The sequence below is a fragment of the Phyllobacterium sp. YR531 genome, from assembly GCF_000282595.1.
Lineage (GTDB): Bacteria > Pseudomonadota > Alphaproteobacteria > Rhizobiales > Rhizobiaceae > Phyllobacterium.
In genome coordinates this window covers 469,308-495,645 of record NZ_AKIZ01000022.1, presented here as the reverse complement: position 1 = coordinate 495,645, position 26,338 = coordinate 469,308, and the positions used below count along the sequence as shown (strand labels likewise).

The window sequence follows — 26,338 nt, the reverse complement described above, 5'->3', positions numbered from 1 at the left end:
GTAACCATGGAGAGATGGCCTGTCCCTTGAGATGTTGCAGCAGAGAGCACGAGACCATGTGCACGATCATGCAGCGATCATTTCAACGGGACAATGCCCGGAGAAATGGTGTGCAGTTCTTCGATGTCGTTTTAACGTCAGACTTTCGTTGAATTGACAGTATGGCTCGCGCTGCGCCAAGAAGAGTCACAAACGATGTTGTAACGGACATATACAGTAGATCGGTTTGCAAGGAAGAGCGTTTCTGAGCGATGTCTGCGAGAGATGCTGGGACAGTTTAACAAACGTTGGGTTTTACCGTATGTCGTTCTCAAAACAAAGCATTGACCACCACTTCGGACTCTAAAAAGCAAGATTCATTACGACATCATTTGCATTACTTATTTCGAAAATTATTTCCCTGAATTTATTTTGCCTGCGCGAGGCTACTCGCAAAAAGGATGATTGCCATGGCATATGCCAATTTGACCAAAAGAGCTTTTTCCGCGTTGGTCACGATTACAATTCTCGGATACTCGGTCGCATATTCTTCTGAAGGTTTTGCTCAGGACGCTACACCCCCAGAGGTAACTGAGCCAGCTGCCGCTCAAGCACCAGCATCGACGGAGACAGCAACGCCGCAACTACCGGCCGTCGCTGAAACCACGCAACCCTTGCAACAGGTGGAAGCACCTATTGAGGCATCAGCGCCAACAGCTCCTGATATCAGAACGACAAAGTTTGATGATTGGTATTATCGTTGTGTTGACACGAAGGAGTCAGATGGCAAGGTCGTTGCAGCTTGCGAAGTGGCGCAGATTTCTCAGGTCAAGCAGAACGATCAGGACGTTAATGTCCTGACGCTGGCAATTGCCAAGACTGCGCCTGATCCTGTTGTAAAAGGCAAAGAACAAAAGCCGGAGCTTCTCTTGACGGTCCTGGTGCCGCTCAATGTGTTTCTGCCGGTTGGTTTTGGCATTACAGTAAGCGACAAGCCTGTCATGCAAGTCGCTTACCGCAACTGCAATCAAGCTGGATGCTGGGCGCAGCAAAAGCTTGATGCAAAAATGCTGACTGCATTGCAGAAGGGAGCGGAGGCGACCGGCAGCCTGCGTCTGCTCAATGGCCAGAACATCAACATCAAATTTTCGCTGAAGGGCCTAAGTGCAGCGCTGAGCGAATTGCAAAAGCCCGCTGGAAACTAGAATACGCATGAAGCTGCACCATACCTGTGCCACTTTCACGCTCGGAATTGTCCTGCCCGTATTGACAGTTGGGGCAGCATTTTCGCAGTCACCTGCGGATGATTTTGCCCGCCGTCAGGCCGAGCAGGAACAAGCCATAAGGCTTGAGACGCTAAAGAGGCAGACGCCGGATTCGGGCCCTGCGCTAGCACCACAATCCGGATCGCAAGTGAGTGCTAGTGGTCTGACCACAGCAGGTGAGACGCCCGCAGACGGCACGCCGTCCACTGAGAAGGGCCATTGTTTTCAAATCCAGCGCGTTGTTGTCGAGGGCGTGAAGCAATTTGCACCCAAGGCTATCGATACAGTTACAAAGCCTTACGAAAATAAATGCGTAGGTCTGGCTGAGATCAATACGCTGATGCGTGATTTGACCTATGTCTATCTCGATAAAGGTTACATCACATCCCGTGCCTATGTACCGGAGCAGGATATTGCAGGCACGAAGACACTGCGACTGATTGTGGTGGAAGGCATACTTTCGGACGTTTATCTCAATGGCGCGCCATTGGAAAAATACAAAGGTGTGTTGACGACGGCGTTTCCTGGGATGAAAGGCGGAATTGCCAATATTCGCGATATCGAGCAAGGGCTCGACCAGATCAACCGCCTGGCTTCCAACAATGCCAAATCCGCAATGCTGCCAGGAAAAGCAGACGGAACATCCATCCTCAATGTGGAGAACAAGTCAGACCTGATTCCTTGGCACTTTTCTATCGCCAACAGCAATCTTGGCCAGAAGCAAACGGGCTATTCCAAAAGCTCTGTGTCATTCCGCATGGATAACCTGTTCAGTCTCAACGACCTCATCGCATTTTCTTACGACCATACTGGTCCAGACTATCCTTGGGCCAATGACGGGATATGGGGCGATGACGAAAAGGGCAAAAGCAACAGCTATTCCGGCAGCATCAGTATTCCCTATGGCTACTCCACGTTTTCCCTGAATGGCTCTTGGTATGAATATGACAGCGAAGTAGCGGGGAATTTTGGACCGATCAAAACATCGGGGGATTCCAAACAGCTGGGTCTTGGCATTGATCGTGTCGTTGGCCGCGACAAGGATTCCATCACGACAGTCCATACTGGTCTAACTTACAAGACCACCAATAACTTCTTGCTTGGCAGCAAGATCGAAGTCGGGAGCCGGGAATATACGGTTGGCAGTCTTGGCATATCGCATTCACGCCGAATGTTCGGCGGGCTGTGGGCCTTTGATGCGAGTTACGAGCAGGGTCTGGACATTTTTGGTTCAGTTCAACCGGGTGAACCGGGAGCCGGTAATGCCGATCCTACCTTTGCCAAGTTTAATGCTACGGTTAATGCAACAAAACCATTCGAGCTCGCAAAGCAACATTTTGAGATCAGCTCGGTGTTGAGCGGCCAGTACACGCCCGATAATCTGTTTGGGGCCGAGCAAATATCGCTTGGAAGCTATTCCAATGTGCGTGGCAGCCGCGACAGTCTGCTGTTTGGCAACAATGGCTTTTTCAGCCGTAACGAACTGACTTGGCGCAGCATGCCCTGGTCAAGCAATGCCTTGCTGACAAAGCGCCTGGGCGAATTCAGACCTTATGTCGGGCTGGATTACGGGCATGTATACGCACAAGAGCGCTACGGGATGCCCGGCGGTGACATGACCAGCTGGAGCGCCGGTGTCCGGCTCGCCGGGGGCAATATTTCTGCGGATGTCGGTTATTCGGGCATCCTCGAAACCACTGCCGACACAGATCACAGCGGGCTATTTTATTTCTCAACATCAGTGCGTTGGTAACAGGGATTACGGGTATGAAATTCCAACTCAGGCAACCATTCAATAACCTGCATCTATATGCGAGCTGGACTTTGCTTGTTATCGTTGTGGTTGGTGCGGTCCTGCTTGCCGGATGCGTTACGCAAGATCCACGTCTTACGGTCGCATTGAAGACAGCCCGTGTGACCGATGTGAGGATTGAACTGGCTCCCGATTTGAAGATGGGCTCCCCGCTATTGAATGGTGTCAGTCAGCAATCCCAGGTCACTCTGGTATCGCACGTCCTGCAACAAAAACTTTCGCAGGGCTTGAAGGGCTATCCAGGCGGCACCGTGCCGGCAAGATTGGTTGTCACACTTCATGATCTGGATGTTGCTTCAACTCCCGGCAGAATTATTGCGGGTAACAACAGCTTCATCGATGGAACGGTACGTCTTGAGGATATGCGCACCGGTAGCTTGATTGCCCAGGCTCAACAGATTCGGGCCAACGACATAACTGTCAGAGGCGGGGGTTTAGCTATCATCCCGGCGATGGTCATCAATGCGGCAGTAACACCCAATCAAACGGCAGTCGCAACCCAATTGGCTGAAACCTTCGCAAAGAAGGTCAGGACATGGCTGACGCCGCGCTAGGAACTGACGCGAAACGAAAAGACCGAAACAGAGATAGTTACCCTCAGTCCGGTTGGCTTGAACGTCAACAGGCTGGAACACAAACAGGATAAAACGATGATCAGGAAACAGCCAGGTATTTTGACCGTCGCGAATGGCAACAGAAACTATCGCAGTCTTGGCAAATTAGTGCACCAGTTCACTGCTGGTTTCCTGAGTAGCCTTCTTGTCTTCCAGCCGGCCCTGCTTCAAGCCCAGCAGGTTACGCCTGATGTTAGTGCTCCTGTGATCAACCAGCCAAGCATTGGCGTTGCGCCGAATGAGAAAAATATTCCGCTCGTTGATATCGTCACGCCCAATGCACAAGGCCTGTCTCATAACAAGTATGACAGTTTCAATGTCGGAACGCCGGGGCTTATTCTCAACAATCACAATGCAGAAACCGGAACATCGTTGCTGGGGGGTATCACACCTGGCAATCCCAACCTTAAAAATTCTGGTCCTGCAACTGTTATTTTGAATGAGGTAACCAAAGCCAACCGCTCATCACTCGAGGGGCAGGTAGAGGTGTTTGGCGGGCGGGCCGACGTCATCATTGCCAATCCGAACGGCATCACTTGCAATAGTTGCGGTTTTATTAATTCGCCGCGCGCCACGCTGACGACCGGCACACCCGATATTGACGCGACGGGGCGGCTTTCCGGATTTACCATCAATGGCGGCAATATCACTTTTGGTGAGAAGGGCGGTAATTTTGCTGCCGGCAATGGCGGTGTTGATCTTTTTGATGTGGTTTCTCGCTCGATCAAGGTTGATGGAAAAGTTTATGGCAAGGACCTGCGTTTAACGGCAGGACGCAATAAGTTCGACTATACAACGCGGGAAGCAAAAGCCCTTGAGGCTATCTCCGGGACGCCCGAATATGCCATCGACGGCTCGGCACTTGGTGCCATGCAAGCCGACCGGATCAAGATCGTCGTTACCGAAAAAGGTTCTGGTGTCCGTATGAGTAACAAGCTGGCGGCAACCGCTGACGAACTTTCACTTTCTGCTGATGGAAAACTGTCCATTGGCGAAGTATCCGGCAGCGAGGGCGTCACGCTAACCTCGAAAGACAAAATCACAGCCAAAGCTGTTACGTCGCCAAAGCGAGTGGTCGTCAAGGCAGACAAGGGGATCACGTTGCAGACAGTTTCTGGTGATGGTGATGGCTCGGTCGAGCTTGGCAGCGGTTCGGGCCTTCTGAGCATTGCAGGTGATGCAAAAAGCGGCGGAACGTTTACCCTCGCTTCGAATGGTGGGGTTTCGCTTCAAAGTGTTGAGGCTGGTGTGAGCGTTATCGAGGCCAGCTCCGGCAATATCGACATCAAGGGCGAGACCAAAGTTGCTGACCTCGTTATAACCGCAACCGCCGGAACGATCACCTCCAAGGCGCTCACCAGTTTCAACAATATGACGCTGACGGCAGGCCTTGATCTGAATACATCAGGCGGTGACATTGCCGCCGCTGGAAGATTGTCTGCATCAGCTCGCTCGATCACATCCGGAGCTATTGTATCGGGTGTCAATATAGTGGCAACGCACGCCTCCGCACAGAAGACGCCGGTCTTTGGCGCAGTCGGTGATTTGTCGCTTGTTGCGACGACTGGGAACATTTCCTCAGCGCTTTTGTTTTCTGGGGGAGCGGCAAACGTTGCCGCTTCCAACATCAATGCTGACGGGATCAAAAGCCGAGGTGATATCAAGATTACTGGTGCGGCCACTGTCAAAGGCCAAGTTCTGGGCGGTGCCAATGTCTCGATATCCGGCACAACGCTTCAATCCGGCGATATCTATTCAGGTGTTGATTTCGCCGCTACCGATACAAACGGCGGCAAGATCAAGCTCGGATCATCCGGCAATCTGACGCTGACGGCGGCATCCGCATCGCCTGCAGGTTCAGGCATCATCACTGCCGGTGCGCTTGTTTCGGCAGGCTCGTTGACTGCTATGGGTAAAGAAATCACTGCGGATAAGGTCAAGGCTCAGGGTGACATTGCGCTCGGCGGGAATCTGAAGGTTAGCACCGAGATTCTTGGAGCGAGCAATATTGCACTGACTGGTACAACCATCAAAACCGGCATCATTGCCGCTGGCGTTGATCTTGCCGCCACTGATGGTTTGCCAAACAAAAAGATTATTCTTGGCAGTAATGGTGATCTTACCGTCAATGCAGCAGGGGGAAGTCTAACGGCTGCCGGCATGCTCGTTGCCGGGAAGTTGACCAGCACAGCATCATCACTTTCATCGGATACCATTAGTGCGCGCCGTGATATTACGCTTAACGGTGATGTAAACGTCAAAGATCAGATAAAGGGTGGACACAATGTTCGTATCAACGGGCAAAATGTTATTGCTGGATTGGTTGCTTCAGGGATTGATTTTGTCGCCACAGCGGCCTCTCCGTCCGGAGCTATCCTCGTTGGGCCATCGGGTGACATCGTCATCAATGCAACATCATTTGGAATCGTTAAAACGTCAGCTCTGCTTTCTGCAGGGCTACTCGACGTTACAGCCTCCTCTCTCACGGCTCAAAATATAATCGGCCATAGCAGCGTTCATATCGCAGCCAACACCAATGTTAGCGGTCAGATTCAGGCTGGTTCGAATATTTCCATCACAGGTTCCGGTATCAAGGCGGGTGCCATTATCTCCGGGGTGGATTTTGTAGCAACGTCGAACTCCCTATCAGGCGACATTATTCTGCGTAAAGCGGGTAGTGCGACCATCGCGGGCGATCTTGATCTCAGCGCCACTTCCGGCAGTGTTGATGTTGGCTCTCTCTTGGCGGCAGGCAATCTGACTGGTGATGCGGCACTGAACATCAACGCCAACGCTGTCAGTCATCAGGCACTAAATCTGACCGCAGGCAATGCAATCACCCTCACGGGTCAATCGCTTTCAGGGGGTGATTTCTCCCTGAGGGCTGCCTCGATCAACGTGGATACGCTCGTATCAGGTGTTGATTTTGCTGCCTCAACCGATAGCAGTCTGGTCCTCAAGAAAAACATAGGCGCTGCAGCTGGCGCAATGACTCTGCAGGCCGACCAAGGCTCGATCAAAGCCAGCAATCTGACGAGTGGCGGCGATCTCTCTTCACATGCATCCCAAGACGTGACCTACAATAGCTTGCAGAGCTTTGGGGCTGCCTCTCTTGCGGCAGATCGGGGTTCGATCAGTCTTGACAAGACGACGCGTGCAGCAGGCGACATCACCCTTACAACCAAAAGCGTCGATTTTTCCAGCAATCGTGGCAGTAATCTCGGCACATCCAAAAGCTTGATCATCAATGCCGATACCGCATCCTTTACAGGTAGTACCTATACCTGGGGTGGACTTGGACTCACCCTGACTGGAAGCGCCGACTTTACCGGCGCGACCTTGAACGCCATTACCAACAATGGCGGTTCTGGCAACATCAATGTCAAGGCGGCTGGCATTACTCTGAGCAGCCCGAGTGCGCTTTTGGCGCAAAACGATCTGACACTCAGCCTTGCTTCACTCTCCAATCCCGGCCAGCTCGCCGTAGGCCACAATCTCACATTCAATATCGCCAGTGATCTGACCAACAGGCCCACGGGTCTGATTTATGCAGGCAACGACGCAAGAATGTACGTAGCTGGCAATCTCCTCAATGATCAGGGTGCCATTCTGGCTGACCACGATCTCACCATCGCCGCCAATGCCAGCAATGCAAAAAATCAATCCGTCACCAACATCTCCGGCCTGATCCGGGCGGAGAATGATGTTTCAATCTTTTCGGAAAATCTGACAAACAAGCGCCTGACCACACCGACATGGGAAAATGTTTTGGTATCAGAAGGTCAAACGACCGGGTTCAATCTGAATCCGGGCGTTCTGGACAAGCCCTACATGCATCTGTTTGACCGGCCTTTCGGTGACATGGACCAGTATCGGCTTTATCCCGGCATTGCACCATCCCTCTGGGATGATTATGTCGGACTGCTGCCCGGGCAGGTAAAGCTTGCTGACGGGACAATGTACAGGGCATGGACATGGAATTCAAAAGAAGGGCCAAAAAGCGCTGGCGATATTCTGGCATGGGCGCGAGATCATGCTGTCAAGGATGCCAGTGGCAATCCGGTTATCGATCCGAATAATCCGAACAAAATCATTATAAAAGAGGTTGTTCTGCATCCGGGCGCAGATCACAGCGTTATCTACACATGGGATGAAGACTCCAACCTCAGCCAGAGCGTTCGCGAGGACCGGTTTGACGGGCCGTTTGCTCCCGAAGCGTTAATCCGCGCGGGCGGAAATCTTAAAATCGATGCGACGGAACTCAACAATTCCTTCTCGTCGATTGAGGCGGGCGGCGACGCGTCACTTAAAGGTTCGGTGCTCAACAATGAAGGCGTTACGCTCAACCGCACCAGCACGACGACCTGCAACGCCCAAGGTGCCTGCGAGGCTTATGATGCTGACGGCAACCGCGATCCTTCAAAGGATATCGCCAAGGGCACGTCAATCCTTTCCAAGGTCGAAGCCATCGGTGGAGCGGCTGGCAATATCCGTGCCGCAGGCGATATGGACATCAGCGGCTTTGCCACGGTAAATAACACCTCTGCACCCAGTTTCATCACCGGCGGTGCCAAGCTTGCCGCAACAACCGCGCCAGGTGATCCAACAGCCGCACTGACAGGCCTTACCGCAGGCGCGGCACTCTTCACCCCCAATGCGGCGTTTGCGGAGTTGCAGGCAGGTGCAGGTCTGTTCACGGCTACCGGCCCGCTCACCACCGGAAACTCGGCTTCGCTCTCCCCATCTGCTGTTGCTTCAACCTCCAGTGATTTTGCCGAGGTCTTGCGGGTCAATGGCGCTGCGCTCGCGGCTCTTTCGAAGCCCAATTCCGGCGGGTTTGGTGGAACAGTTCCCGGACAAATTTTCCTCTATGAGACCCGCGCTGCATTCCTTGATGTCAATAAGTTCTACGGGTCGGGCTATTTTATTAATCGCATCGGTTACAAGCCGGAGCATGAAGTGCCGTTTCTTGGCGATGCTTATTTTGAGAACCAGCTGATCAATACGCAGCTGCGCCAGCTTGTCGGACAGGGGCTGCACTCACTTCGTTGACAGAGAGTTTGCATCAGAATCGTATCAACTTCACGATCATCCCAGGAACAGGTAGCCAGGTCATTACCAAATACCGTGCCCGCACACATGAGGCGATGCTGCTCTATTGGGGTGCGGACTTCATGGACCCGGATTCCAATGCCAAAGCTTTCGCCTATAACACTGACAATTCGGACAACAATTCTCAGTCGACAATCACATGGCGCAACAGCTGGGCTGTACCCGAAGAAATGAACAAGGAAACTCTTGCCGTTCGCGCAGAGCCTGACCATACCAAGCGTAACTAGATGTATGTCGAACTGCACAGAAAAGTGCAGGTCAAGTCACCAATAGTGGTGATGTTTCAGGCAGCAACACAAGTCGCACTTTCCAAAAGTGTATCCGGCTACGTGAACGGAGCGATGTCAGACTTCGTGTTCTGCCGCCTTGTGACCAAGAAATAACATCATGCCAATAGGAGGGTCGCCCCAACGCGACCCCCATCGACTAACCGCACCCCGGGGACTGGATATGTTTACGACACGAATGGCGCGTCTGCGCAAACGCATGATTGATACCGGAACCGATCTAGTTGTAATCGGCCCTACCTCATCTATGGTCTGGCTTGCAGGTCTATCACCGCATGGCGACGAGCGTCCTGTGGTGCTGATTGTCTCTCAGGATTTCGCCGGCTTCATAATGCCGGCGCTGAACGCCGAAAGTGCCCGCCAGCATACTGATCTTCCCTTCTTTACATGGTCAGATGCCGACGGCGCGACGGCGCACTTGCCGCGTTGCTGAAGGCGACTGGAGTGAAGAAATCCGGGTCTGCGGATTGCACTTGATGAGACAATGCGGGCCGATTTCGCACTGCTTGTGCTTGATGCATTGCCGGGCGCGCAGCGCTCCTTCCTCAACGACACAGTCGGCTATCTCAGAGCCAGCAAGGATGAGTATGCGGTTCTGAATGCCAACGCCCTTATCAATGACGGTGCCATGCGTGCAGCCTTTGATGCATTAAAGCCCGGCATATCTGAAGTTGAGGTCGCAAACGTCGTCCGCGAATACTATAAGGTCAATGGTGCAAAGCCCGAATTCACCAGCGTCTGCTTTGGCGAAAATGGCGCCTTTCCCCATCATCACACGAGTGAACGCAAGCTCAACACCAACGAAGCCGTACTGATTGATATTGGCGGTCGAAGCGATGGTTATCCCAGCGACATGACCCGCGTTGCGTTTTGCGGTGAACCGAGCGTCGAGTTTCGCAAAGTTCATGCCGTGCTCGAGCGGGCTGTCGCCGCTGCCGTGGCAGCCGCCAAGCCTGGCACAACCGCAAAAGATGTCGACAAGGCCGCCCGCGATATCATCACCGAGGCAGGATACGGTGCGTATTTCTTGCATCGCACTGGCCACGGCATGGGTATTGATATACACGAGCCTCCTTATATCACGGCGACTGCCGCAACGATCCTTGAGGAGTGACATGTCTTTTCGATCGAACCGGGCATCTATCTCAGCGGCATGTTCGGAATTCGTCTGGAAGAGATCGTGATTGTCCGGGGCAATCGTGCCGAGATATTATCCGAATTGCCAAGAGCTGCCTTTGAGATAACGATATGAGTGGCTATCAACCCCTCATTGCAGCTGCGTCAAAACCTGACGATCCTAAGCAATAGCCGACTCAAACCTGCTTTGTGCGAGACGCCGGAACCAGCTTTCTGAAGGCCGACGGCGTCAGACCACACTCCCGTTTGAAATGACGGTTGAAGTTGGAAATGTTCTTGTAACCAACATTGAAACATATCGACGTGATCGGTTCCTCCTGTTGGTTGATCATGTTGCAGGCACGGCCAATACGAAGCTTGTGTACATAGTCCACGAAGTTCTTACCGGTCGTTTTCTTGAAATAACGCGAGAATGTTGACGGCGTCATCCCGGCAAGATCAGCTGCAACCGACATGCGCACATCGTCATGAATATTGCCAAGGATATAGGCTGTTACGCGCTGCATGATTGCTGCGCTGCCGGCATCAAGATCGGGCGCGTAATCATGGCTTGAAAGAATGATTTTCTCGTCGGTTTCTACCATCAGTGAGATCAGTTCAAAGAACAGCGCGAGCCGCTGCAATCCTTGTACCTTGCCGATCCTGTACATGAGATCGATACCCTGCTCTTCCGCAGTGCCGTAGAATTGCAATCCCCGTAGCGCCTGTTCGAGCAGAAGACGGGGAGCGGCCATTTCAGGCATGATATCGGCGGCGCGCGAAAAAATTGCCGGGTCAAACTGCAGTACCATATCCCGATTTTTAAGTACCTCATCCCCATAATTGGTACTTACCCATTCGTGCGGCAGATTTGAGCCGACAAGGCAAAGATTGCCGGGCTGAAAGTCACCAATATAGTCGCCAGCAAAAACCGTACCGCTTGATTGGGTAATAAGATGGATTTCGTATTCGGGATGGTAGTTCCAGCAGGCGAGCCTGTACGGATAGTCATGCGTGAACCAACGGAAAGATTGTCCCGGATCGCGGAATATATGCTCTAGTTCAGCATTTTTTGCAGCCCCGATCAGCATTGTCCCCTCATATCAGGTCTGAAGTGCCGGGCGGATCAAACTCCGCTCACTCTCTTTGTCGAAGATATGAATATGCTTTTCGTCCACGGTCAATCGGCATGGCTCTTTAAGTTGCGGGCACTCATCTGAATCAAGCAGTGCACCTATTTCCACACCTCCCCAGCTGAAGTTGATCAATGCCTCGTTACCAAGATATTCGATCAGATCAACAGTCCCGGAGAGGATATTGGTGTTTGTGGTTGAGGAAGCAACTTCCAGATGTGCGGGTCTTATCCCCACTGTGACGGTCTTGTGCCCTTGGAGATTATACCGATTTCCTGTCACCACCAGCTTGGAGTCGCCGTTGGACAAAACAAAGCTGGAGCCATCGGGATTCACAGTCATGTCGATGAAATTCATTGGAGGTGTTCCGATGAAGCTGGCAACAAATTTCGTCAACGGATTTTCATAGATTTCCCTGGGTGTTCCCAACTGTTCAATAAGCCCATCCTTGAGAAGGACAATTCTGTCAGCCAAGGTCATGGCTTCCAATTGATCGTGGGTTACATAAACAGTTGTCGTCTTCAGCGATTGATGCAGACGGGCGATTTCGACACGCATGTGATTGCGTAATTTCGCGTCGAGATTGGAAAGCGGTTCGTCGAAAAGAAACACTGCGGGTGTTTTGATCATCGCCCGGGCGATTGCAACGCGCTGTTGCTGCCCGCCGGACAATGCAGCAGGTTTGCGATCAAGATAGGGCTCAAGCCCAAGCAGCGAAGCGACTTCTTTTACACGCCGCTCAATCTCTGGTTTTGACACTTTCAGACGTTTCAAACCGAAAGCGATATTGCCGAAGACACTCATGTGCGGATAGAGCGCGTAGTTCTGGAACACCATCGCAATGTCCCGATCGCGCGGTGGCAGGTCATTGACGACTTTACCGGCAATCGTGAGTTCGCCATCGGAAATTTCCTCCAAGCCCGCCAGCATGCGCAGTATCGTTGATTTTCCGCAGCCGGATGGACCGAGGAAAACCACGAATTCATTTTCCTCCACCGAAAGGTCGAACTTGTGCACGACCTGATGGTTGCCATAGCGCTTTGTTATCGCATTACAGACAATCGCAGCCATCAGGATGCATCCTTTCCCAAATGAATCTGTATTTTAACGTCGGCAGGTCGTCCCTCCGCGGCCCGCTCAAAAGCCGCAATGCTGTCTTTGAATTGATATGTGTCAGCGATGAGCGGCTTCAGGTCGACTTTGCCAGATGCTATAAGGGCGAGAGCCCGATCATAGACGTTCGCATAACGGAACACTGTTTCCATCCGCACTTCCTTGGACTGTGCCGCGACAAGATCGAGACTTATCTGTTCTACAGGCATGCCCACAAAAACAGCCGCCCCCCCCGGCCTGACAAATTCAAAAATGCCTTCGAATGCAGTTGGGTGACCGCTCGCCTCAAAAACGATATCGACGCCCCAATTGTCGGTCCTGTCCCGGACGAAAGTCTTCAGGTCATCGTGCCTGCTGTTGATGGCAACGATCCCCTCATAGCGGGCGGCTATAGCCAGCTTCGGGTCCTGGACATCGGAAATGATGACGCTGCTGCAGCCTCCAGCAAGCGCGGCAAGAGCCACCATGATGCCGATTGGCCCGGCACCGATGACGAGCGCTGTATCCCCCGGTGCGACGCGAGCCTTTGCGACTGCTTGCATGCCCACCGCAAAGGGCTCAACCATCGCGCCTTCGGCAAATGATACATTGTCGGGCAGGCGGAAAGTCAGATTGGCCGGATGAATAACAAATGGCGTTAGGCACCCATGGACCGGTGGTGTTGCCCAGAACACAACGTCGGGATCGAGATTGTAAAGCCCGAGACGCGTGGCCCGCGATTTGTCATTGGCGATCCCGGGCTCCATGCAGACGCGGTCGCCCTTCCGCAGTGTTCGGACATTCGCTCCGACTTCAACTACTACCCCCGACGCCTCGTGACCCAAGACCATAGGTTCGGTGACAATATAAGGTCCGATACGCCCATGCGTGTAATAGTGGACATCACTGCCGCAAATACCCACGGTGTTGATCGCAATTTTTACATCGTCTGGTCCGAGGTCGAGCACAAGTTCAATATCGCGTAGTGAGAGGTGACGCGTCTTTTCCAAAACAAGAGCCTGCATGCTCTGTCAGTCCTTTTTCTTGAGTGCTGAATTGATGAAACCGCTCATGATGCCGACAAAAATCAGGGGCGGCAGAGAAAGAACGATGACCGACGCATTGAGAATTCCCCAAGGAACATTGCGGCCGAGAAGCGTGAATTCCGAAGCGATGATGGGTAATGTTTTGGCGTCTGATGTCGTGAGCATCAATGCGATAAGGAACTCGTTCCAGACGAGAATGAAGCTGAAGACAACGGCGCCGACAAGAGATTTCGCCGCGACCGGAAGTGCGACCTTGAAGAAAACTGCATAGGGCCCATAACCATCAACGATTGCTGCTTCTTCAATCTCGCGTGGTACACGTGTGAAAGCGGGAATTGCCAGCCATATTATCGTCGACATGGTCAAGAGCGTGTAGGTCGTGATGAGCGCCGTCCGCGTGTCATAGAGGCCAAGATCAAGCCAGATGGCAATCAGGGGGATTGCCACTGCGACCGGTGGAAGGAACCGCAATGACAAAACGAAGAACTGAATGTCATCGGAGAACCGGTTGGGATATCGCGCCACGGCATAGGCTGCCGGTATACCAAGCACCGCTCCGATCAGCACCGCCGTCCCGGCTATGATGACCGAATTGATCAGGCCATGCTGCACATTCTCTCGCCCCAGCACATAGACATAATTATCAAGTGTCGGCGTGAAGAAGAATTTGGGCACTGAAGAAACGATGTCGATGAGTTGCTTGAATGAATTCAGAAACACCCAGAAAATCGGAAAAATCGCAATCAGCACGAATGCAACAAGCAAGATTTTTGAGATGACGGATTTTGACTTTACTGCCATTTGCGCACCCATTTCCAAAGAACTGTAAAGGCGACGATGGTGGCAAACATCATCAGAACGGCCATGCTGGACGCATAGGAAATTTTACCAGCTTCAACGAAACCTTGCGAAAACGCGTACATATCCAGCGTCTCTGTAGCGATGCCCGGACCGCCACGGGTCATGACATAAATAAGATCGAAGGCGCGCAGCGACTCCACCATCTTGACAAAGACCAGGCTGAACAGCGGCGCGGCAAGCATCGGGATGCCAATGTAGAAGTGCACCTCCCACGTCTTGGCATTGTCGAGCCGGGCGGCTTCGAAAGGCTGTGGCGGCAGCGTCTCAAGCAGCTTGAGAATGATGATCGAAAAGAACAATCCCCACTGCCACACATCAACAATTGCAACGGATGCCAGCGCCGTTGCCGGAAGCGACAGGAAATCGATCGGTGCACCTGTCACCAGCTTGACCGGATAGTTGATAAGCCCGAACAGCGGGTTGAACATAAACTTCCATACGAAGGCCGCGGAAACACGCGGCAGCATCACAGGAATGAGAAAGAGGATCGAAACGAGATTACGCATGCGGGGCGATGCAGTCTCGTAGAGAAAGACTGCCAGAAGAATGGCCACCATCATCGTCGCCGTCACAGTGACCACTTCCCAGATCAGCGAGATTTTGATTGCATTGATAAAACGCCTGTCATCAAACAAATCGATAAAGTTGGCGAACCAGACATAGCTGCTGTCTGGAAAGCTCAACTCCCGATTCTGCAAGGCAATATTGATCGCCGCGATTGTGGGAACAAAGGCCAGCACGGCCAGCACAGCCAGCGGCGGTATTAAAAAAAGCAAAGGTAGATTTGTTTTCCGATTCATACCGGCAATCCGACAAAACTGATTGAAAATGGAGGGGTGGGGCTTCACACGGGAGTCGATGCGAAGCCCCAGTCAGCGGCACGAAGGATGCCGCCTGGTATTAACGGCGGGCTATCAACTTGTCGGCATAGGCCTCGAGTTCATCCAGACCGCCTTTGATATCAGTGCGGGTGCCGGTGATGAGTTCTTCAAGGATGATACCCCAACGGTCACCGAGGTCGGGCCAATCCGCATTCACCCAGAAATTCACGTCGGTATATTGCGCTGTTTCATTCAACGCGTTGCCAATCTCGGCACCGTATTTCTTTTTGAATGCCTCGCTGTTTATGACACTCGTGCGATTGATATCACCGAAAATGCCCTGCTCCAGCCGGCGCTCTTCATTCTGTTTTGATGTCGCCCAGGCAATGAATGCTCCGGCGCATTTCCGGGAAGCGTCATCGGCATTTGCCTTTGCTCCGATGGCAAGACCGTGACCATATCCGCCGCCAACAAGCGGGCGGGGCGGAACCGTATAACCAACTTTCCCCGCAACGGATGATTGCTTTGGATCTTCTGTCTGCCCTGCAAGCGGGCTCGACTCGATGATCATTGCCACGTTTCCGGAATTGAAGGCTTCCGTAACCTCGGTCCAGCTGCCGGTCTGCGTACCCGGTGCGGAATATTGGAACAGGCGTAGATAGGTTTCCGTTGCCTTTAGTGCCGCGTCGGAATTGAAGGCAGGCTTGCCATCCACAAACCACTCGCCGCCAAAAGCTTTGAAGTATGTCATCCAGCGCCAGACATTCGCCCCTGACCCACGGCCGCCGCGCAATGCTGTTCCGTAAAATCCTTTGGCCGGATCGTTCAGTTTCGCCAATGCTGCCTCATACTCCTCAAGCGTCTTGGGCGGAGTAATTCCGGCTTTCTCAAGAATATCCTTGCGATAATAAAGAAGGTCACCACCACCTTGAATGGGCGAGAAATAGGTGACACCATTGTAGCTCGCGACTTTCTTCCGCCCGGCATCGAAATCATCATAGTCGGCGTCGGCCGGGTAATAATCGAGCAGCGGCACGATCCACTTCGATTCCGCGAAAAGAGCTACATTCGCCTCATCAATATAGTAGACGTTGTACTTGCCTGTTGTCGCGGCCTCAGCTCTTGATTTTGCCCGGCGATCATTTTCATTAAGATAATCGAACTCAAAGGATGCGCCCGCAAGCACCTTGAACTCGTCCTTATAAGTTTCCAGCAAAGTGAGGCTGTCGCGCGGCTGCGCCAGAACCCGAACCGTCTCAGTACAGATTTGGGCACTCGCACCATTTGCAAAAATGAACAGAACAGCACTACCCAACAGGGCGGTGCGATAAGGCTTATCAATCATTGGTTATCCTCCTAGAACCCTCATTTTAAAGGATATGACAGGCATTTCTCCTCCGCCTGTTCAATCCGGAGGTGAAAATTGACAGGAGGGTAATCGATTGAATAGCGGCAAATTTTCAACGAAACTGATACGAATTTGCAGTTTGAGAAATGCGTTCGGTAAATCCTGTTCTTCAGGTTTGCATGCTGATGAGATGGCGTATGTTGTGCGCTTGTTGAAGTTGCGAGAAAACCAATCCCCTTCTTCTTGATTTCCTTCCTACTGGAAGGTAGAAAGTGTTATGAGCAATCTTAAAACGACACCAGATGATATTTTGGCCTGCGCGCGAGCACTGGTCACGAGCGGTGGATATAATAGCTTCAGCTACGCTGACATTGCCGAAGTCGTCGGCATTCGCAAGGCCAGCATTCATCACCATTTTCCGAGCAAAGTCGACTTGGTACGCACGCTTGTGGCGAGATATCGTGAAGATGCGGCGGTGGGCTTGGCGGCTCTGGAACAGAATGTTCAAAATCCCCTGGAAGTACTCAGAGCCTATGCCGACCACTGGGCCATGTGTATCGAAGATGCAAGCAGGCCATTTTGTGTATGTGCTTTGCTTGCGAGTGAACTGCCGACGCTTCCGCCGGAAGTCGCATTGGAAGTCAAAGCCTTTTTCCGCTTCATCTCATCGTGGCTGACCTCGATCATGGAGCGAGGTTCCAAAGAGGGGTCTTTGAACTTGGAAAGTGACCCACGCATTGAGGCTGAAGCGTTCATGGCCTCCGTCCATGGTGCCATGCTTTCAGCCCGCGCCTACGGTACACCGGACGTGTTTGCCACTATTCTGGCACCCACCATGGCACGCCTCTCTCCCGCCAACGCTCACTAACCCTCGAAGTGATCCGAAGCATCGGCTCCGCAAATATTTCCTGTGAGCAGTGTGGGTGTACAGAGCGAGGTTTGAAAGGGCACAAGCTTGCCGATTGCCCTCAATGCGTCTTGCAAACCCCGAGCTATAGAACGTCAAAAGCACGAACTATCCGATAATCAGCAATATCTACCAAAGAAAAAGGCGGCCAAAAACCGCCTTTTTCTTTCTGGGAATATGAACTCTTAGAGACGGAACAATGCACGTGGGTACCAATACCCATCGTGGTGGCGGCGATAACCCCGACGATGTTCACGATATCCGCGATGTCCATTCCAATACCCACGACGATCCCGGCGGCTTTCATATCTGTGCTCGCGGCGATCCCTGCGATCCCAACGTTTGCGCCGATCATCGCGGCGATCCCAACGCCTGTGTTCACGGTGTTGCACCTGTTCAACCTGAGAGGCAACGGGCACAGACTGCCCGCTTATCGGCGCGGCGCTGGCGGCACCAAAAGAAGTTAGACCCATAAAGACAGCCAAAAAAGCTGCGGTGATTGTAGACGCTATAGTTTTCATGATTTCTCCTATCACGACCATAAGCCGTCAAACGCTCCTTTGTTCCCGTAGCGGAGAGTTTTTCGCGATATAAGTTTTCGAAGGCTTTGGACCGGCATTATGGGTGAGCATGGCCCAAGCATCTCGTTGAAGAAACTCCCGGGCCTCTGGCGTCAGTGGATCATCAGATGGCTCTTCTTTTCTAGAATTGTATGCCAAGTCTGGTCGCGAATGTATGGTCCTGACTGTCACCATCCGTCCCGAATGCAGTGCGATAATCAAAGCCAAGGTTCCAGCCCTCACCAATCTGAGCGTCAAACCCCAAGCCTACTGTAATGTGATCGCGCGAAAACGCATCAACATCGAACGCATAGGGCAACGTTCCCAGATCAGCATATCCAACGCTGGCTCGGCTCGACCCTTCGAAATCATGGGTGTATTCCAACCGGGCACGAGGTGTGAGCATGCCCCATTTTGTACGTATTGCGTGCTCAAGTCGAAGGCCGAATGTTCCTGACAAAGTGTCGATGTCCTGATCGTCATAGGTAAGATTGTAGATGTCCGCACCTTTTTCGGTGAATGCATCTAACGTGGAGTGCGACCCTGACAATTGTCCGTAAGGAGAGATGAGCAAGCCTCCTTTGCGATATTCATAGCCTGCGGTGAGCGCAGCAAAGAACTGGTCGCCATCCCGTTTGCCCGATGCGAAATCGCCAGTCGATGTTACATATCGCTCGCTGTCAAAGCTCATGGTGCTGTAGCCCGCAAGCCCATCGAGGAAGAAGCCGGGTACGGGGCGATAGCTACCGTAGGCAGCAATTGAAAATGCTTCCGCACGGCTTTCGGTCCCGTTGTCGCCTACGTCGGTGCTGTCGCGTCCAAAGCCTACACCAACACCTGCGGTCAGTTTTGGCGTGAAGCGGTAATCGACACCGGCGCTTACGCCCACCAATGTATTATCGAGCTTGATTGCGCCATCATCATTGGTGCCGAAATCGACATAGCCACCGGTCCAAAAGGCGAATTCGCCCAATGCGTGTCCATTTTCAACTGGTGCAGCGACCTCTGTACCATTGGTTGTGGGTGACGACACTTTACCAATTGCTTCAATTGACGGGTCGCTGGCAGACTTTTTTCGGGATTGATCTGAACTATAGGCCATCAATCCTGTTTCCGGACAGGCGCTTCCTATGCGGATTCTTTTCCCTGTCGCGCTTTGTCCGGTTGTGATGGGCGTCGATTCTGGCGTTGCATCCTGCTGTGCATTCAGGCCGATTTGACGATCATCAACACATGCAGCGCCCGAACCGACGACAACCGCGCCAGAGCCTTGGCGAGCAACAGCAACTGAAGATTGCTGCTGAGAATAATCTTGCGATTCATAAGGTTCAGACTGTGTCGAGTCAGTTAGAACGCTGACGCTGAGCCCCATGGAATTACTGCGCTGTTCACCTTCATTGTGAAGTTGCTCCAGCCGATGGCTGAAGTTGCGGATTTGCGTGTTGGCGAAGCGCTTGGCGCTTTCCGTCTGCGCCCGGATTAATCCAATGACCTCTGGATCACGTGACGGATCGGGGCGCGCAGTCACGGTAATCGTGACCGTCGCAGGTGCAGATCTGCGTGCCCCGTTTGATAGCGTATAGGTCAATTTGGTGGTGCCCGCAAAAGTGCCGGCTGCCGCGAACTCCAAGATATGTGTGCCGTCTTCTTTCGTGATCCGTGCCTTGCCTGTTTCACTGGGAGGAGAAGTCACGATTGCTGCTGCGGAGAAAGGCCCGCCTGTCGCGCCTTGAGTGAGATCTACTGTACCAGTCGTACCCGCCAGAACGCTCAGTGTATGGTTTTGTGCTTCGGGGGGCGGCAAGTCTTTGACGGTGATTTTATATTGCCGTGTACCGGTAAACCCGTTCGCATCTGTTGCTGTGACGCTGAAATTGGATGCGCCAGCCGCCGTAGGGGTTCCGGATATGTGCGTATCGGTCAAACTCAACCCGGCAGGCAAAGCGCCTGAAGTAACCTGGAAACTGTAAGGGGCTGCGCCGCCATCAACAGTGAGCCCTACCGGGCCATACTTTTCCGGGATTTTTCCGCCCGGAAGAACATCAGGCCCAACAGTTATCGTAGGGGCTTCAATCGTCAAACTGTACTGACGCTGCCCGGCGAAACCACCAGCGTCAGTAGCGGTAATTGTGAAATTGAAAGTTCCTGCGACCTTCGGCGTGCCGGAAATCTCAGCGCCAGACAGACCGAGCCCGGCAGGCAGTGCCCCTGTGCTCACTTGGTACGTATAGGGCGCGGTGCCGCCATCTGCTGACAAGGTGACGGCAGGATAAAGGTTCGAGGCCTCCCCAGCGGGCACGGCATCCGGCCCGATCGTTATCCCCGGCGCAGCAACAACGATCGTATATTGGCGCTCACCGGTGAATCCATTGGCGTCTGTTGCTCTCACCATAAAGGTGAATGAGCCAGCAGCGCTGGGCTTTCCCGAAATCTCGGCATTCGTCAGGTTCAATCCAACAGGCAATGCTCCGGCGCTTATCTGAAATGTATAAGGTGCTGCTCCGCCATTCGCGGTCAGCGTCACCGGACTGTAGTCGTTCGGAATCTTTCCGTCCGGCAAGGCGTCAGGTGTGATGTTGATGCCCGGCGAAGCAATCGCAATGGTAAACTGCTGCTCGCCGGTAGCCCCGTTTGCATCAGTCGCAGTCACGGTGAAGTTGAAGGAACCAGCAATGGTTGGTGTTCCGGAAATCACTGCTCCGGCCAGATTCAATCCTGCCGGCAAAGCACCCGCGCTTACCTGAAAACTATATGGCCCCGTTCCACCATCTGCCGTCAGCGTCACCGAGCCGTAATCGTTCGACGCATTTCCGCCGGGCAGATTAGCGGGGCTTACAATGATTGTTGGCGGCTCAATTGCCACCGTGTACTGGAGTTCGCCCGTAAACCCGTTGGTATCGGTTGCTCTGACTGTGAATGTGTATGAGCCCGCCGCGGTCGGCGTGCCCGAAATCTGGTCGCCAGCCAGAGCAAGCCCGGCAGGCAACGTTCCTGCAACCACCTGATATGTGTAAGGTGCCGCGCCGCCAGATGCCGAGAGCGTTGCCGGACCATAAGCGTTGGAAGCTTTTCCGTCAGGCAGGTTGGCAGGTGCAACTGTAATGACCGGTACGGGAACTGCGACCGTGTATTGCCGTTCACCGATAAAGCCATCTGTATCCGTTGCCCTGACAGTGAAGGTAAAGCTTCCCGTGGCATTCGGTGTGCCGGACAACAGACCCGCAGACGATAGGACAAGACCGCCTGGAATGCTGCCGGAAGCAAGGCTGAAGCTGTAAGGGGCCGTGCCACCGTTGGCGCTGCTTGCCGCTATTGTCTGGCTATAGGCTTGTCCAAAAACACCATCAGGCAGTGTCTCCGGGGTGATGTCGACCTGTACTGTCGTGCAGGTAAGGGCGAGATTGGTCACGTCAGCATTCGAAATGGTGCCGGATGAGGGCACGAGCGTACAGACTTGCCCATCCGGAGCCAACAATACCCGTGCATTCCAGCCTGCACCATCTGGCACACTGTTGGTGAAGGCAAAACTCGCGCTGCCTGCAGGCACATCAATTGTCTGGACGCTTGCTGGACTTGTCGTGGCAAGTTCGAGACGTGCCGTACCATTTAAGCTGCTTGCTGTGCCGCTAATCACAAATGCCGGTGTGGCGAAGCAGATTAATGCCGAACCGTCACCGGAATTTGCACCATTCACGATTGAAACCGATTGCAATGGTCCTGGACTTGATAAACCGCCACCACCACCACCGCCGCCGCCATTCCAGTTCTGTTGGCAGCCAGTTGTGCCCACACCTGCGCCACCACCGCCACCACCGATAGTGTTACCGCCACCACCGCCACCCCCAAAGCCAGCGCCAGCAAATGAACCTGAGAAATTATTCGATCGTCCACCCTGCCCGTTCGCTTGACCGGGCGTAGCGGGAAAGCTGCCACATCCGGCACCTATGACGCCGCCCGTACCGGGCGAACCGCCGCCACCGCCAAATGGCCCTGGTCCTCCGGGCACTGTAGCACCCGCTGAGCCCAAGGCACCGCCAGCACCGCCGTCACCACCCCTGATAACATTGGCGGTGCTCCAGCCAGCATTACCGCCACCGCCACCGCCCGCGGCAATCGCTATCCTGCTGCCGCCTAAACTCAGGTCAGTTCCGCCACCACCAATGCCGCCATCACCACTGCCACTTGTACCTCCAGGGTTAACCGCAAGCGAAGCTCTGCCGCCGACGCCGACCGAAAGGACATCACCAGGGGATACACTTAATCTGCCGCTGACACGACTTCCAAGGCCACCTGCCCCGCCGGGGCTTAACGGGCTGCCACCTATCGTTCCAGCTCCGCTTTTACCGTCGCCGCCTTGTGCGCCAATCAGGTGAACTGTGATCGAACTGACACCGCTAGGGACGACAGTTGATTGTGAACCACCTGTAAAACTGAAGGAACGGCTTGTCTCGTTAGGCGCGCAAGTCTGCGCAAATGCGGATGGGGACCATCCAACACCTAACGAAAATAACATTGCGCTCATGACAAGAGAGTAAAAACGCAAAAATACTTTCGAATACATGACGCCCCCCAGCGTATTTTTGATATTTCCCCCATAACTTCATAGCAAATCCACTGCAATAATAATTTTTAAAACTAATCACTATTTCTTAGTTCATTTAAACTCTAGCGAAAGATTCAGACAAAAAACGACATTTTATTGAATTATTTATTGAACCGATAACTATACGATACATGGCGCCATTATTATAAATACGAAATTCTTTAAGATGATTTTTGCTGACTAAATTCGTCATCAAAGCTTGCAATACAAAGATATTTTTGAAAAATACTGTAGATTCTATCACTAGAAATAATATAAATATTTCAAAATAAACCATATGCGTCTCAAATAATCAAAACTTCTGCTTGGCGAATCGCTAGCCAAGCTATTTTGCGTCCTATTTTCAACGGTTCTCGTCCCAGTTTCTTAAGGCTGTAGCTTGGCCGGGAAAAGACGTTTGCAGCCCCGTTGAGGAACACACGCAGCGTTGGCGCAAGACGCAGGTTGGTTGTAAAAATTGTGTTGACCGTTTTTAATGGTGAAGCGAAACTTACGATCCAAAACAATGCGGGAGGAAAGCGATGGATGAGACTGACCGTTGGCGGCACATGGCAGTCGCACCGAAAGACGGCCGCAGAATCCTCGTTACAATACGCCCATCAGAACAGGGGGCAGCAGAAGTTGATCTCGCCTATTGGTCGAACGGCGATCAATTTGGCCCGGAAGGATGGCGAGCCTCGGACTCGTCGCCCGGCAGGCTCGTTGAATATGCCGAGCCTGAATTGAAGTGCTGGATGCCAATGCCGACTGCCAATCTTGGTGGCAGCTCCATGCCATCACCCTGGGAAGGCGATGACGCCCAGCAGCTGGACGGAACAGGGATTTGAAATCAGCTTGACAGGCGCTCACTCACATTCCGTTGCGACCAGATCTGTTTGTTGACGAGGTGAGCATCAGCGGTGTGATAATCATCAAGTCAAGCGGGTGCTCAGTAATTTCTCACCGGTCATCACCACCTTCGTAGCAGATTTCCTTGCCAATCCTGCTGCATTGATTCGACCAAGGTCCAATTGGCATTAGAACTCAAATTCGGGCAAGGCCACGCGACTGGCTTATTATCACTTCGAACAAATCGGGAGAATGACCGCGATGGCAAGGATACTCGGCTACATCGCCACAAGCCTGGACGGCTTCATTGCGACGGAAGATGACAGTTTGGATTGGCTTTTCAGGTACAACGATATTGATTTCGGTGAGTTCGATTACACGTTGTTTCTCAATCGGATCAAAACCATAGTCATGGGGCGTAGTACTTACGATTTTATAGCAAATGACCCGACTCCCTGGGCTTACGGGAACCAGAAAGTTTTTGTCGTCACTTCCACCCCAATTCAAAACCCGAAGGGGCAGATTGAGATCCGCAACGAGGTCGACGGCCTGATCTCGGAACTAACGGCCTTGGAAGATGGCGATGTCTGGCTTATGGGCGGGGGGAAATTACAGATGACCTTCTTGGAGAAAGGCGCTCTGGATGAGATTGAAATCTACGTCATGCCTGAAATTCTAGGCGGAGGGCGTCCATTATTTCCTGCAAAGGGGCACCGCGAAAGTCCGACATTGCTCAGTGTGCATGCTCTTGAGCGAGGTTGCGTTCGTCTGCAATACTCATTCAGATAAGTCAGCGCGAAACGTGCGCTACGCTGGCCAACACTATACAATGGGGATGTGCAAAGGTGGATTCCAATCTTATTGACAATCTGATCGCAGCAGTGCCCCGCGCCTTCGCGCTTCGCTCCGCACTGGAACTTGGCATTTTCACCCGTCTGGGTAACAATTCATTGACAGCGGAGAGCCTCGGAACCGCACTGAATATTGATCCTGACCGTCTTTCACGACTCCTTTACGCGCTTGCCAGCATTGGACTTCTCGAAGTCTGGGAGGGTCAATTCAGAAATGGAGCGGAAGCGGCAGCCTTTCTTGATGCGTCCAAGCCTGCCTATCGTGGTGGCGATCATGAGTTGCTGCGCGAACTCTGGGAGGCTGACCTGCTGACCGCAGAATCGCTGCGACAGAACCATCCGGCTGCGCTGCACGATTTTTCCGAAGCCGGACCGGAATCCGCAGCTGCCTTCAGCCGCATGCTCGCGCCTGGCGGAGTAATTTTCGGTCGTCATCTGGCTCAGGAGATTGACCTTTCGACAATCGGCTCCGTGATCGACATCGGCGGAGGTTCCGGGACCATTCTTGTCGGTCTTCGCGAACGGCATCCGCATATTGCAGCGACGTTAATGGAACTTCCAACTGTGGCAGCAGTCGCGCCTATGATCCTGTCGGAATATGGTGCCGATGACGTTATCGTTGAGGAAGGTGACATAACAGTCGCGCCATCTACCGGACAGCATGATCTGGCGATTTTGAAAGCTGTTGTTCAGGTTCTCCCACCGGAGCAGGCACGTAGTTCGATTCTGAACGCGGCACGTTGCCTTAGACCAGGAGGCAAGATCGCAATTGCCGGACAAGGCGTCGTTGATGACGACCGCCTCGGTCCAGCGGAAGGCGTCTTTCTGAATCTGACCTTTTTGAACCTCTATCGCCATGGCGAGGCTTATACCGAAGGGCAATATCGCGGGTGGATGACCGAGGCCGGTTTCCGCGATATCGTCAGATCGCGCCTGCCGGATGGCAGTACATTGTTTCGCGCGCATCTTGCAGGTTGATCATGACCGGAGCCGCTATCCAACCTTAAATTTGCAGTATGAGTGGCTTATGATCTGAGATCTCAGGATGATCGACAACCTGAAAGGAGACGATTTCAACCGCTTCGTTGACAAACATGTAGTCGGCAAATCGTCCATCTTTTCCATAATGGGAAGTGCGGGTGCCAGGAAAATTGTTCCCGGTTACAAGGTCCCTCAACCCTATTGCGGCAAGTACATCAAACGTCTGGCTGCCCGGTTCGATATTGAAATCGCCACAGATGACAAGCCGATCTCCTTCTTCTGCAGTGCGAAGAACCATCTCGGTCAGGCGGCTTGCCTGACTGAGACGTTCAGGCGTATCCATTTTACCGCGAGGGTCTCGCAGCCCGTGCATATGTGCGATTGTGATCGGCCAGCGCCTTTCAGAATCGTAGAGCCGGACAGCATGTGCATTGCGCGACCGTGGGTGCTCTCCATAACCATCAGCCGAGAAGCTTTTGTGCACAAAAGCTTGCGTCTGCGCGATAATTGGAAAATCCGATCGCACAAAAGTCGCCAGCCCCCATTGCGATGGGATTGCCTTATTGCCATCCCACAAAGCACCTTGTGCTGCCGGGCAGAAGGCGGCCACGTGGTGCGGCAGAGCTTGTGACACTTCGAGGAAAAGATTGGCACGCTGGGGAAGTGGACGCTCACCATCCCGGTATTCCAACCAGTCTTCGGTTGCCGCCGGTGTATGCACCACTTCCTGAAGGCAGAGAACGTCAGGAGCCGACCGGCGAATATAATCAAGCAAACCTTCATGAAGCGCTCCGCCCCAGCCGTTCAGGCACATGATACGCACAATCTGACTCCAGCAGGTTTAATAGATCACACAATACCGTTTTACCCACCGGCGAACTATATGCTCAAGGAGAGCGCGACCAGCAGACAAGCCAGTGTAAGAGTGAAAATGACAACAGTGAAGCTTGGGTGATGAGAATTTTGGTGCTTTCCAACAGGTCTGAAATGCTGTTTCGGCTCAGACTGCAGCACAAGCAATATGACAACTATCACAGCTATGAAATATGTCAGGTCGAGCATCTGAAACCACCTCTTGCCGTCAATTGGTGACCTGCCAGCTTGCTGCCAGAATGAAAGTT

The 26,338-nt window shown here is 52.9% G+C and carries 19 protein-coding genes and 1 pseudogene; 11 read left to right on the top strand and 9 right to left on the bottom strand.

The genetic code is table 11. The features are described 5' to 3' along the window. The first annotated feature begins 449 nt into the window (after positions 1-449). The 7 genes and pseudogenes from PMI41_RS15870 to PMI41_RS25455 all read left to right on the top strand — a co-directional run bounded on the left by PMI41_RS15870 (position 450) and on the right by PMI41_RS25455 (position 10,184). A complete protein-coding gene (locus tag PMI41_RS15870; RefSeq protein ID WP_008126495.1) occupies positions 450-1,184 on the top strand; it encodes an invasion associated locus B family protein in 735 nt (244 codons plus the stop codon). Between the two features lie 7 nt (positions 1,185-1,191). Then, positions 1,192-2,997 carry a ShlB/FhaC/HecB family hemolysin secretion/activation protein gene (locus PMI41_RS15865; protein WP_008126493.1) on the top strand — a complete coding sequence of 602 codons (1,806 nt, stop codon included), beginning with the start codon at positions 1,192-1,194 and terminating at the stop codon, positions 2,995-2,997. Between the two features lie 14 nt (positions 2,998-3,011). Further along, positions 3,012-3,611, top strand: a complete 600-nt coding sequence (locus PMI41_RS15860; protein WP_008126492.1) for a hypothetical protein — start codon at positions 3,012-3,014, stop codon at positions 3,609-3,611. 96 nt (positions 3,612-3,707) lie between these two features. After that, the gene (locus tag PMI41_RS15855; RefSeq protein ID WP_008126491.1) at positions 3,708-8,723 is read left to right on the top strand and encodes a filamentous hemagglutinin N-terminal domain-containing protein; all 5,016 of its coding nucleotides are present in this window, start codon (positions 3,708-3,710) and stop codon (positions 8,721-8,723) included. A 23-nt stretch (positions 8,724-8,746) separates the two neighbouring features. Continuing rightward, positions 8,747-9,166 (top strand): annotated as a pseudogene (locus tag PMI41_RS24790) (ABC transporter substrate-binding protein); the annotation flags it as partial. A gap of 67 nt (positions 9,167-9,233) precedes the next feature. Beyond that, on the top strand, positions 9,234-9,503 hold the full coding sequence (locus PMI41_RS25460; protein WP_008126489.1) for an aminopeptidase P family N-terminal domain-containing protein: 270 nt from the start codon (positions 9,234-9,236) through the stop codon (positions 9,501-9,503). A 51-nt stretch (positions 9,504-9,554) separates the two neighbouring features. Further along, the gene (locus PMI41_RS25455) at positions 9,555-10,184 is read left to right on the top strand and encodes a M24 family metallopeptidase (protein ID WP_008126488.1); all 630 of its coding nucleotides are present in this window, start codon (positions 9,555-9,557) and stop codon (positions 10,182-10,184) included. A 199-nt stretch (positions 10,185-10,383) separates the two neighbouring features. Here the strand turns inward: PMI41_RS25455 and PMI41_RS15840 are convergent, their stop codons facing one another. The 6 genes from PMI41_RS15840 to PMI41_RS15815 form a co-directional block, all read right to left on the bottom strand. Further along, positions 10,384-11,277: an AraC family transcriptional regulator gene (locus PMI41_RS15840; protein ID WP_008126486.1), complete on the bottom strand. Its 894-nt coding sequence runs from the start codon at positions 11,275-11,277 to the stop codon at positions 10,384-10,386. Between the two features lie 12 nt (positions 11,278-11,289). Beyond that, positions 11,290-12,390, bottom strand: coding sequence for a sn-glycerol-3-phosphate ABC transporter ATP-binding protein UgpC (gene ugpC / locus PMI41_RS15835; protein WP_008126484.1), 1,101 nt, complete (start codon positions 12,388-12,390; stop codon positions 11,290-11,292). Beyond that, the gene (locus PMI41_RS15830; protein ID WP_008126481.1) at positions 12,390-13,436 is read right to left on the bottom strand and encodes an NAD(P)-dependent alcohol dehydrogenase; all 1,047 of its coding nucleotides are present in this window, start codon (positions 13,434-13,436) and stop codon (positions 12,390-12,392) included. The genes ugpC and PMI41_RS15830 overlap by 1 nt, the downstream gene beginning before the upstream one ends. 6 nt (positions 13,437-13,442) lie before the next feature. Beyond that, complete coding sequence (locus tag PMI41_RS15825) at positions 13,443-14,258, bottom strand: carbohydrate ABC transporter permease (RefSeq protein ID WP_008126480.1); 816 nt, start codon at positions 14,256-14,258, stop codon at positions 13,443-13,445. After that, positions 14,249-15,118: a sugar ABC transporter permease gene (locus tag PMI41_RS15820; RefSeq protein WP_008126478.1), complete on the bottom strand. Its 870-nt coding sequence runs from the start codon at positions 15,116-15,118 to the stop codon at positions 14,249-14,251. Before PMI41_RS15820 ends, PMI41_RS15825 begins: the two co-directional genes overlap by 10 nt. Before the next feature lie 100 nt (positions 15,119-15,218). After that, on the bottom strand, positions 15,219-16,484 hold the full coding sequence (locus PMI41_RS15815; protein ID WP_008126477.1) for an extracellular solute-binding protein: 1,266 nt from the start codon (positions 16,482-16,484) through the stop codon (positions 15,219-15,221). A gap of 280 nt (positions 16,485-16,764) precedes the next feature. Between PMI41_RS15815 and PMI41_RS15810 the strand changes: the two genes are divergently transcribed. Next, complete coding sequence (locus tag PMI41_RS15810; protein ID WP_008126475.1) at positions 16,765-17,355, top strand: TetR/AcrR family transcriptional regulator; 591 nt, start codon at positions 16,765-16,767, stop codon at positions 17,353-17,355. Positions 17,356-17,479: 124 nt separating this feature from the next. On the opposite strand, the gene PMI41_RS25085 is transcribed toward PMI41_RS15810, so the two are convergent. Then, positions 17,480-17,776 (bottom strand): hypothetical protein, encoded by a 297-nt coding sequence (locus tag PMI41_RS25085; protein WP_157179407.1) that lies wholly within the window; start codon positions 17,774-17,776, stop codon positions 17,480-17,482. Between the two features lie 320 nt (positions 17,777-18,096). Beyond that, the gene (locus tag PMI41_RS24330; protein WP_008126470.1) at positions 18,097-22,515 is read right to left on the bottom strand and encodes a putative Ig domain-containing protein; all 4,419 of its coding nucleotides are present in this window, start codon (positions 22,513-22,515) and stop codon (positions 18,097-18,099) included. A 563-nt stretch (positions 22,516-23,078) separates the two neighbouring features. Between PMI41_RS24330 and PMI41_RS15785 the strand changes: the two genes are divergently transcribed. The 3 genes from PMI41_RS15785 to PMI41_RS15775 all read left to right on the top strand — a co-directional run bounded on the left by PMI41_RS15785 (position 23,079) and on the right by PMI41_RS15775 (position 25,214). After that, positions 23,079-23,384, top strand: a complete 306-nt coding sequence (locus tag PMI41_RS15785; protein WP_008126468.1) for a hypothetical protein — start codon at positions 23,079-23,081, stop codon at positions 23,382-23,384. 262 nt (positions 23,385-23,646) lie between these two features. Beyond that, positions 23,647-24,174 carry a dihydrofolate reductase family protein gene (locus tag PMI41_RS15780; RefSeq protein ID WP_008126467.1) on the top strand — a complete coding sequence of 176 codons (528 nt, stop codon included), beginning with the start codon at positions 23,647-23,649 and terminating at the stop codon, positions 24,172-24,174. Between the two features lie 56 nt (positions 24,175-24,230). After that, positions 24,231-25,214 carry a methyltransferase gene (locus PMI41_RS15775; RefSeq protein ID WP_008126466.1) on the top strand — a complete coding sequence of 328 codons (984 nt, stop codon included), beginning with the start codon at positions 24,231-24,233 and terminating at the stop codon, positions 25,212-25,214. A gap of 25 nt (positions 25,215-25,239) precedes the next feature. Here PMI41_RS15775 and PMI41_RS15770 read toward each other — a convergent pair whose 3' ends face one another. After that, a complete protein-coding gene (locus PMI41_RS15770; protein ID WP_008126465.1) occupies positions 25,240-26,040 on the bottom strand; it encodes an endonuclease/exonuclease/phosphatase family protein in 801 nt (266 codons plus the stop codon). Between the last annotated feature and the right edge of the window lie 298 nt (positions 26,041-26,338).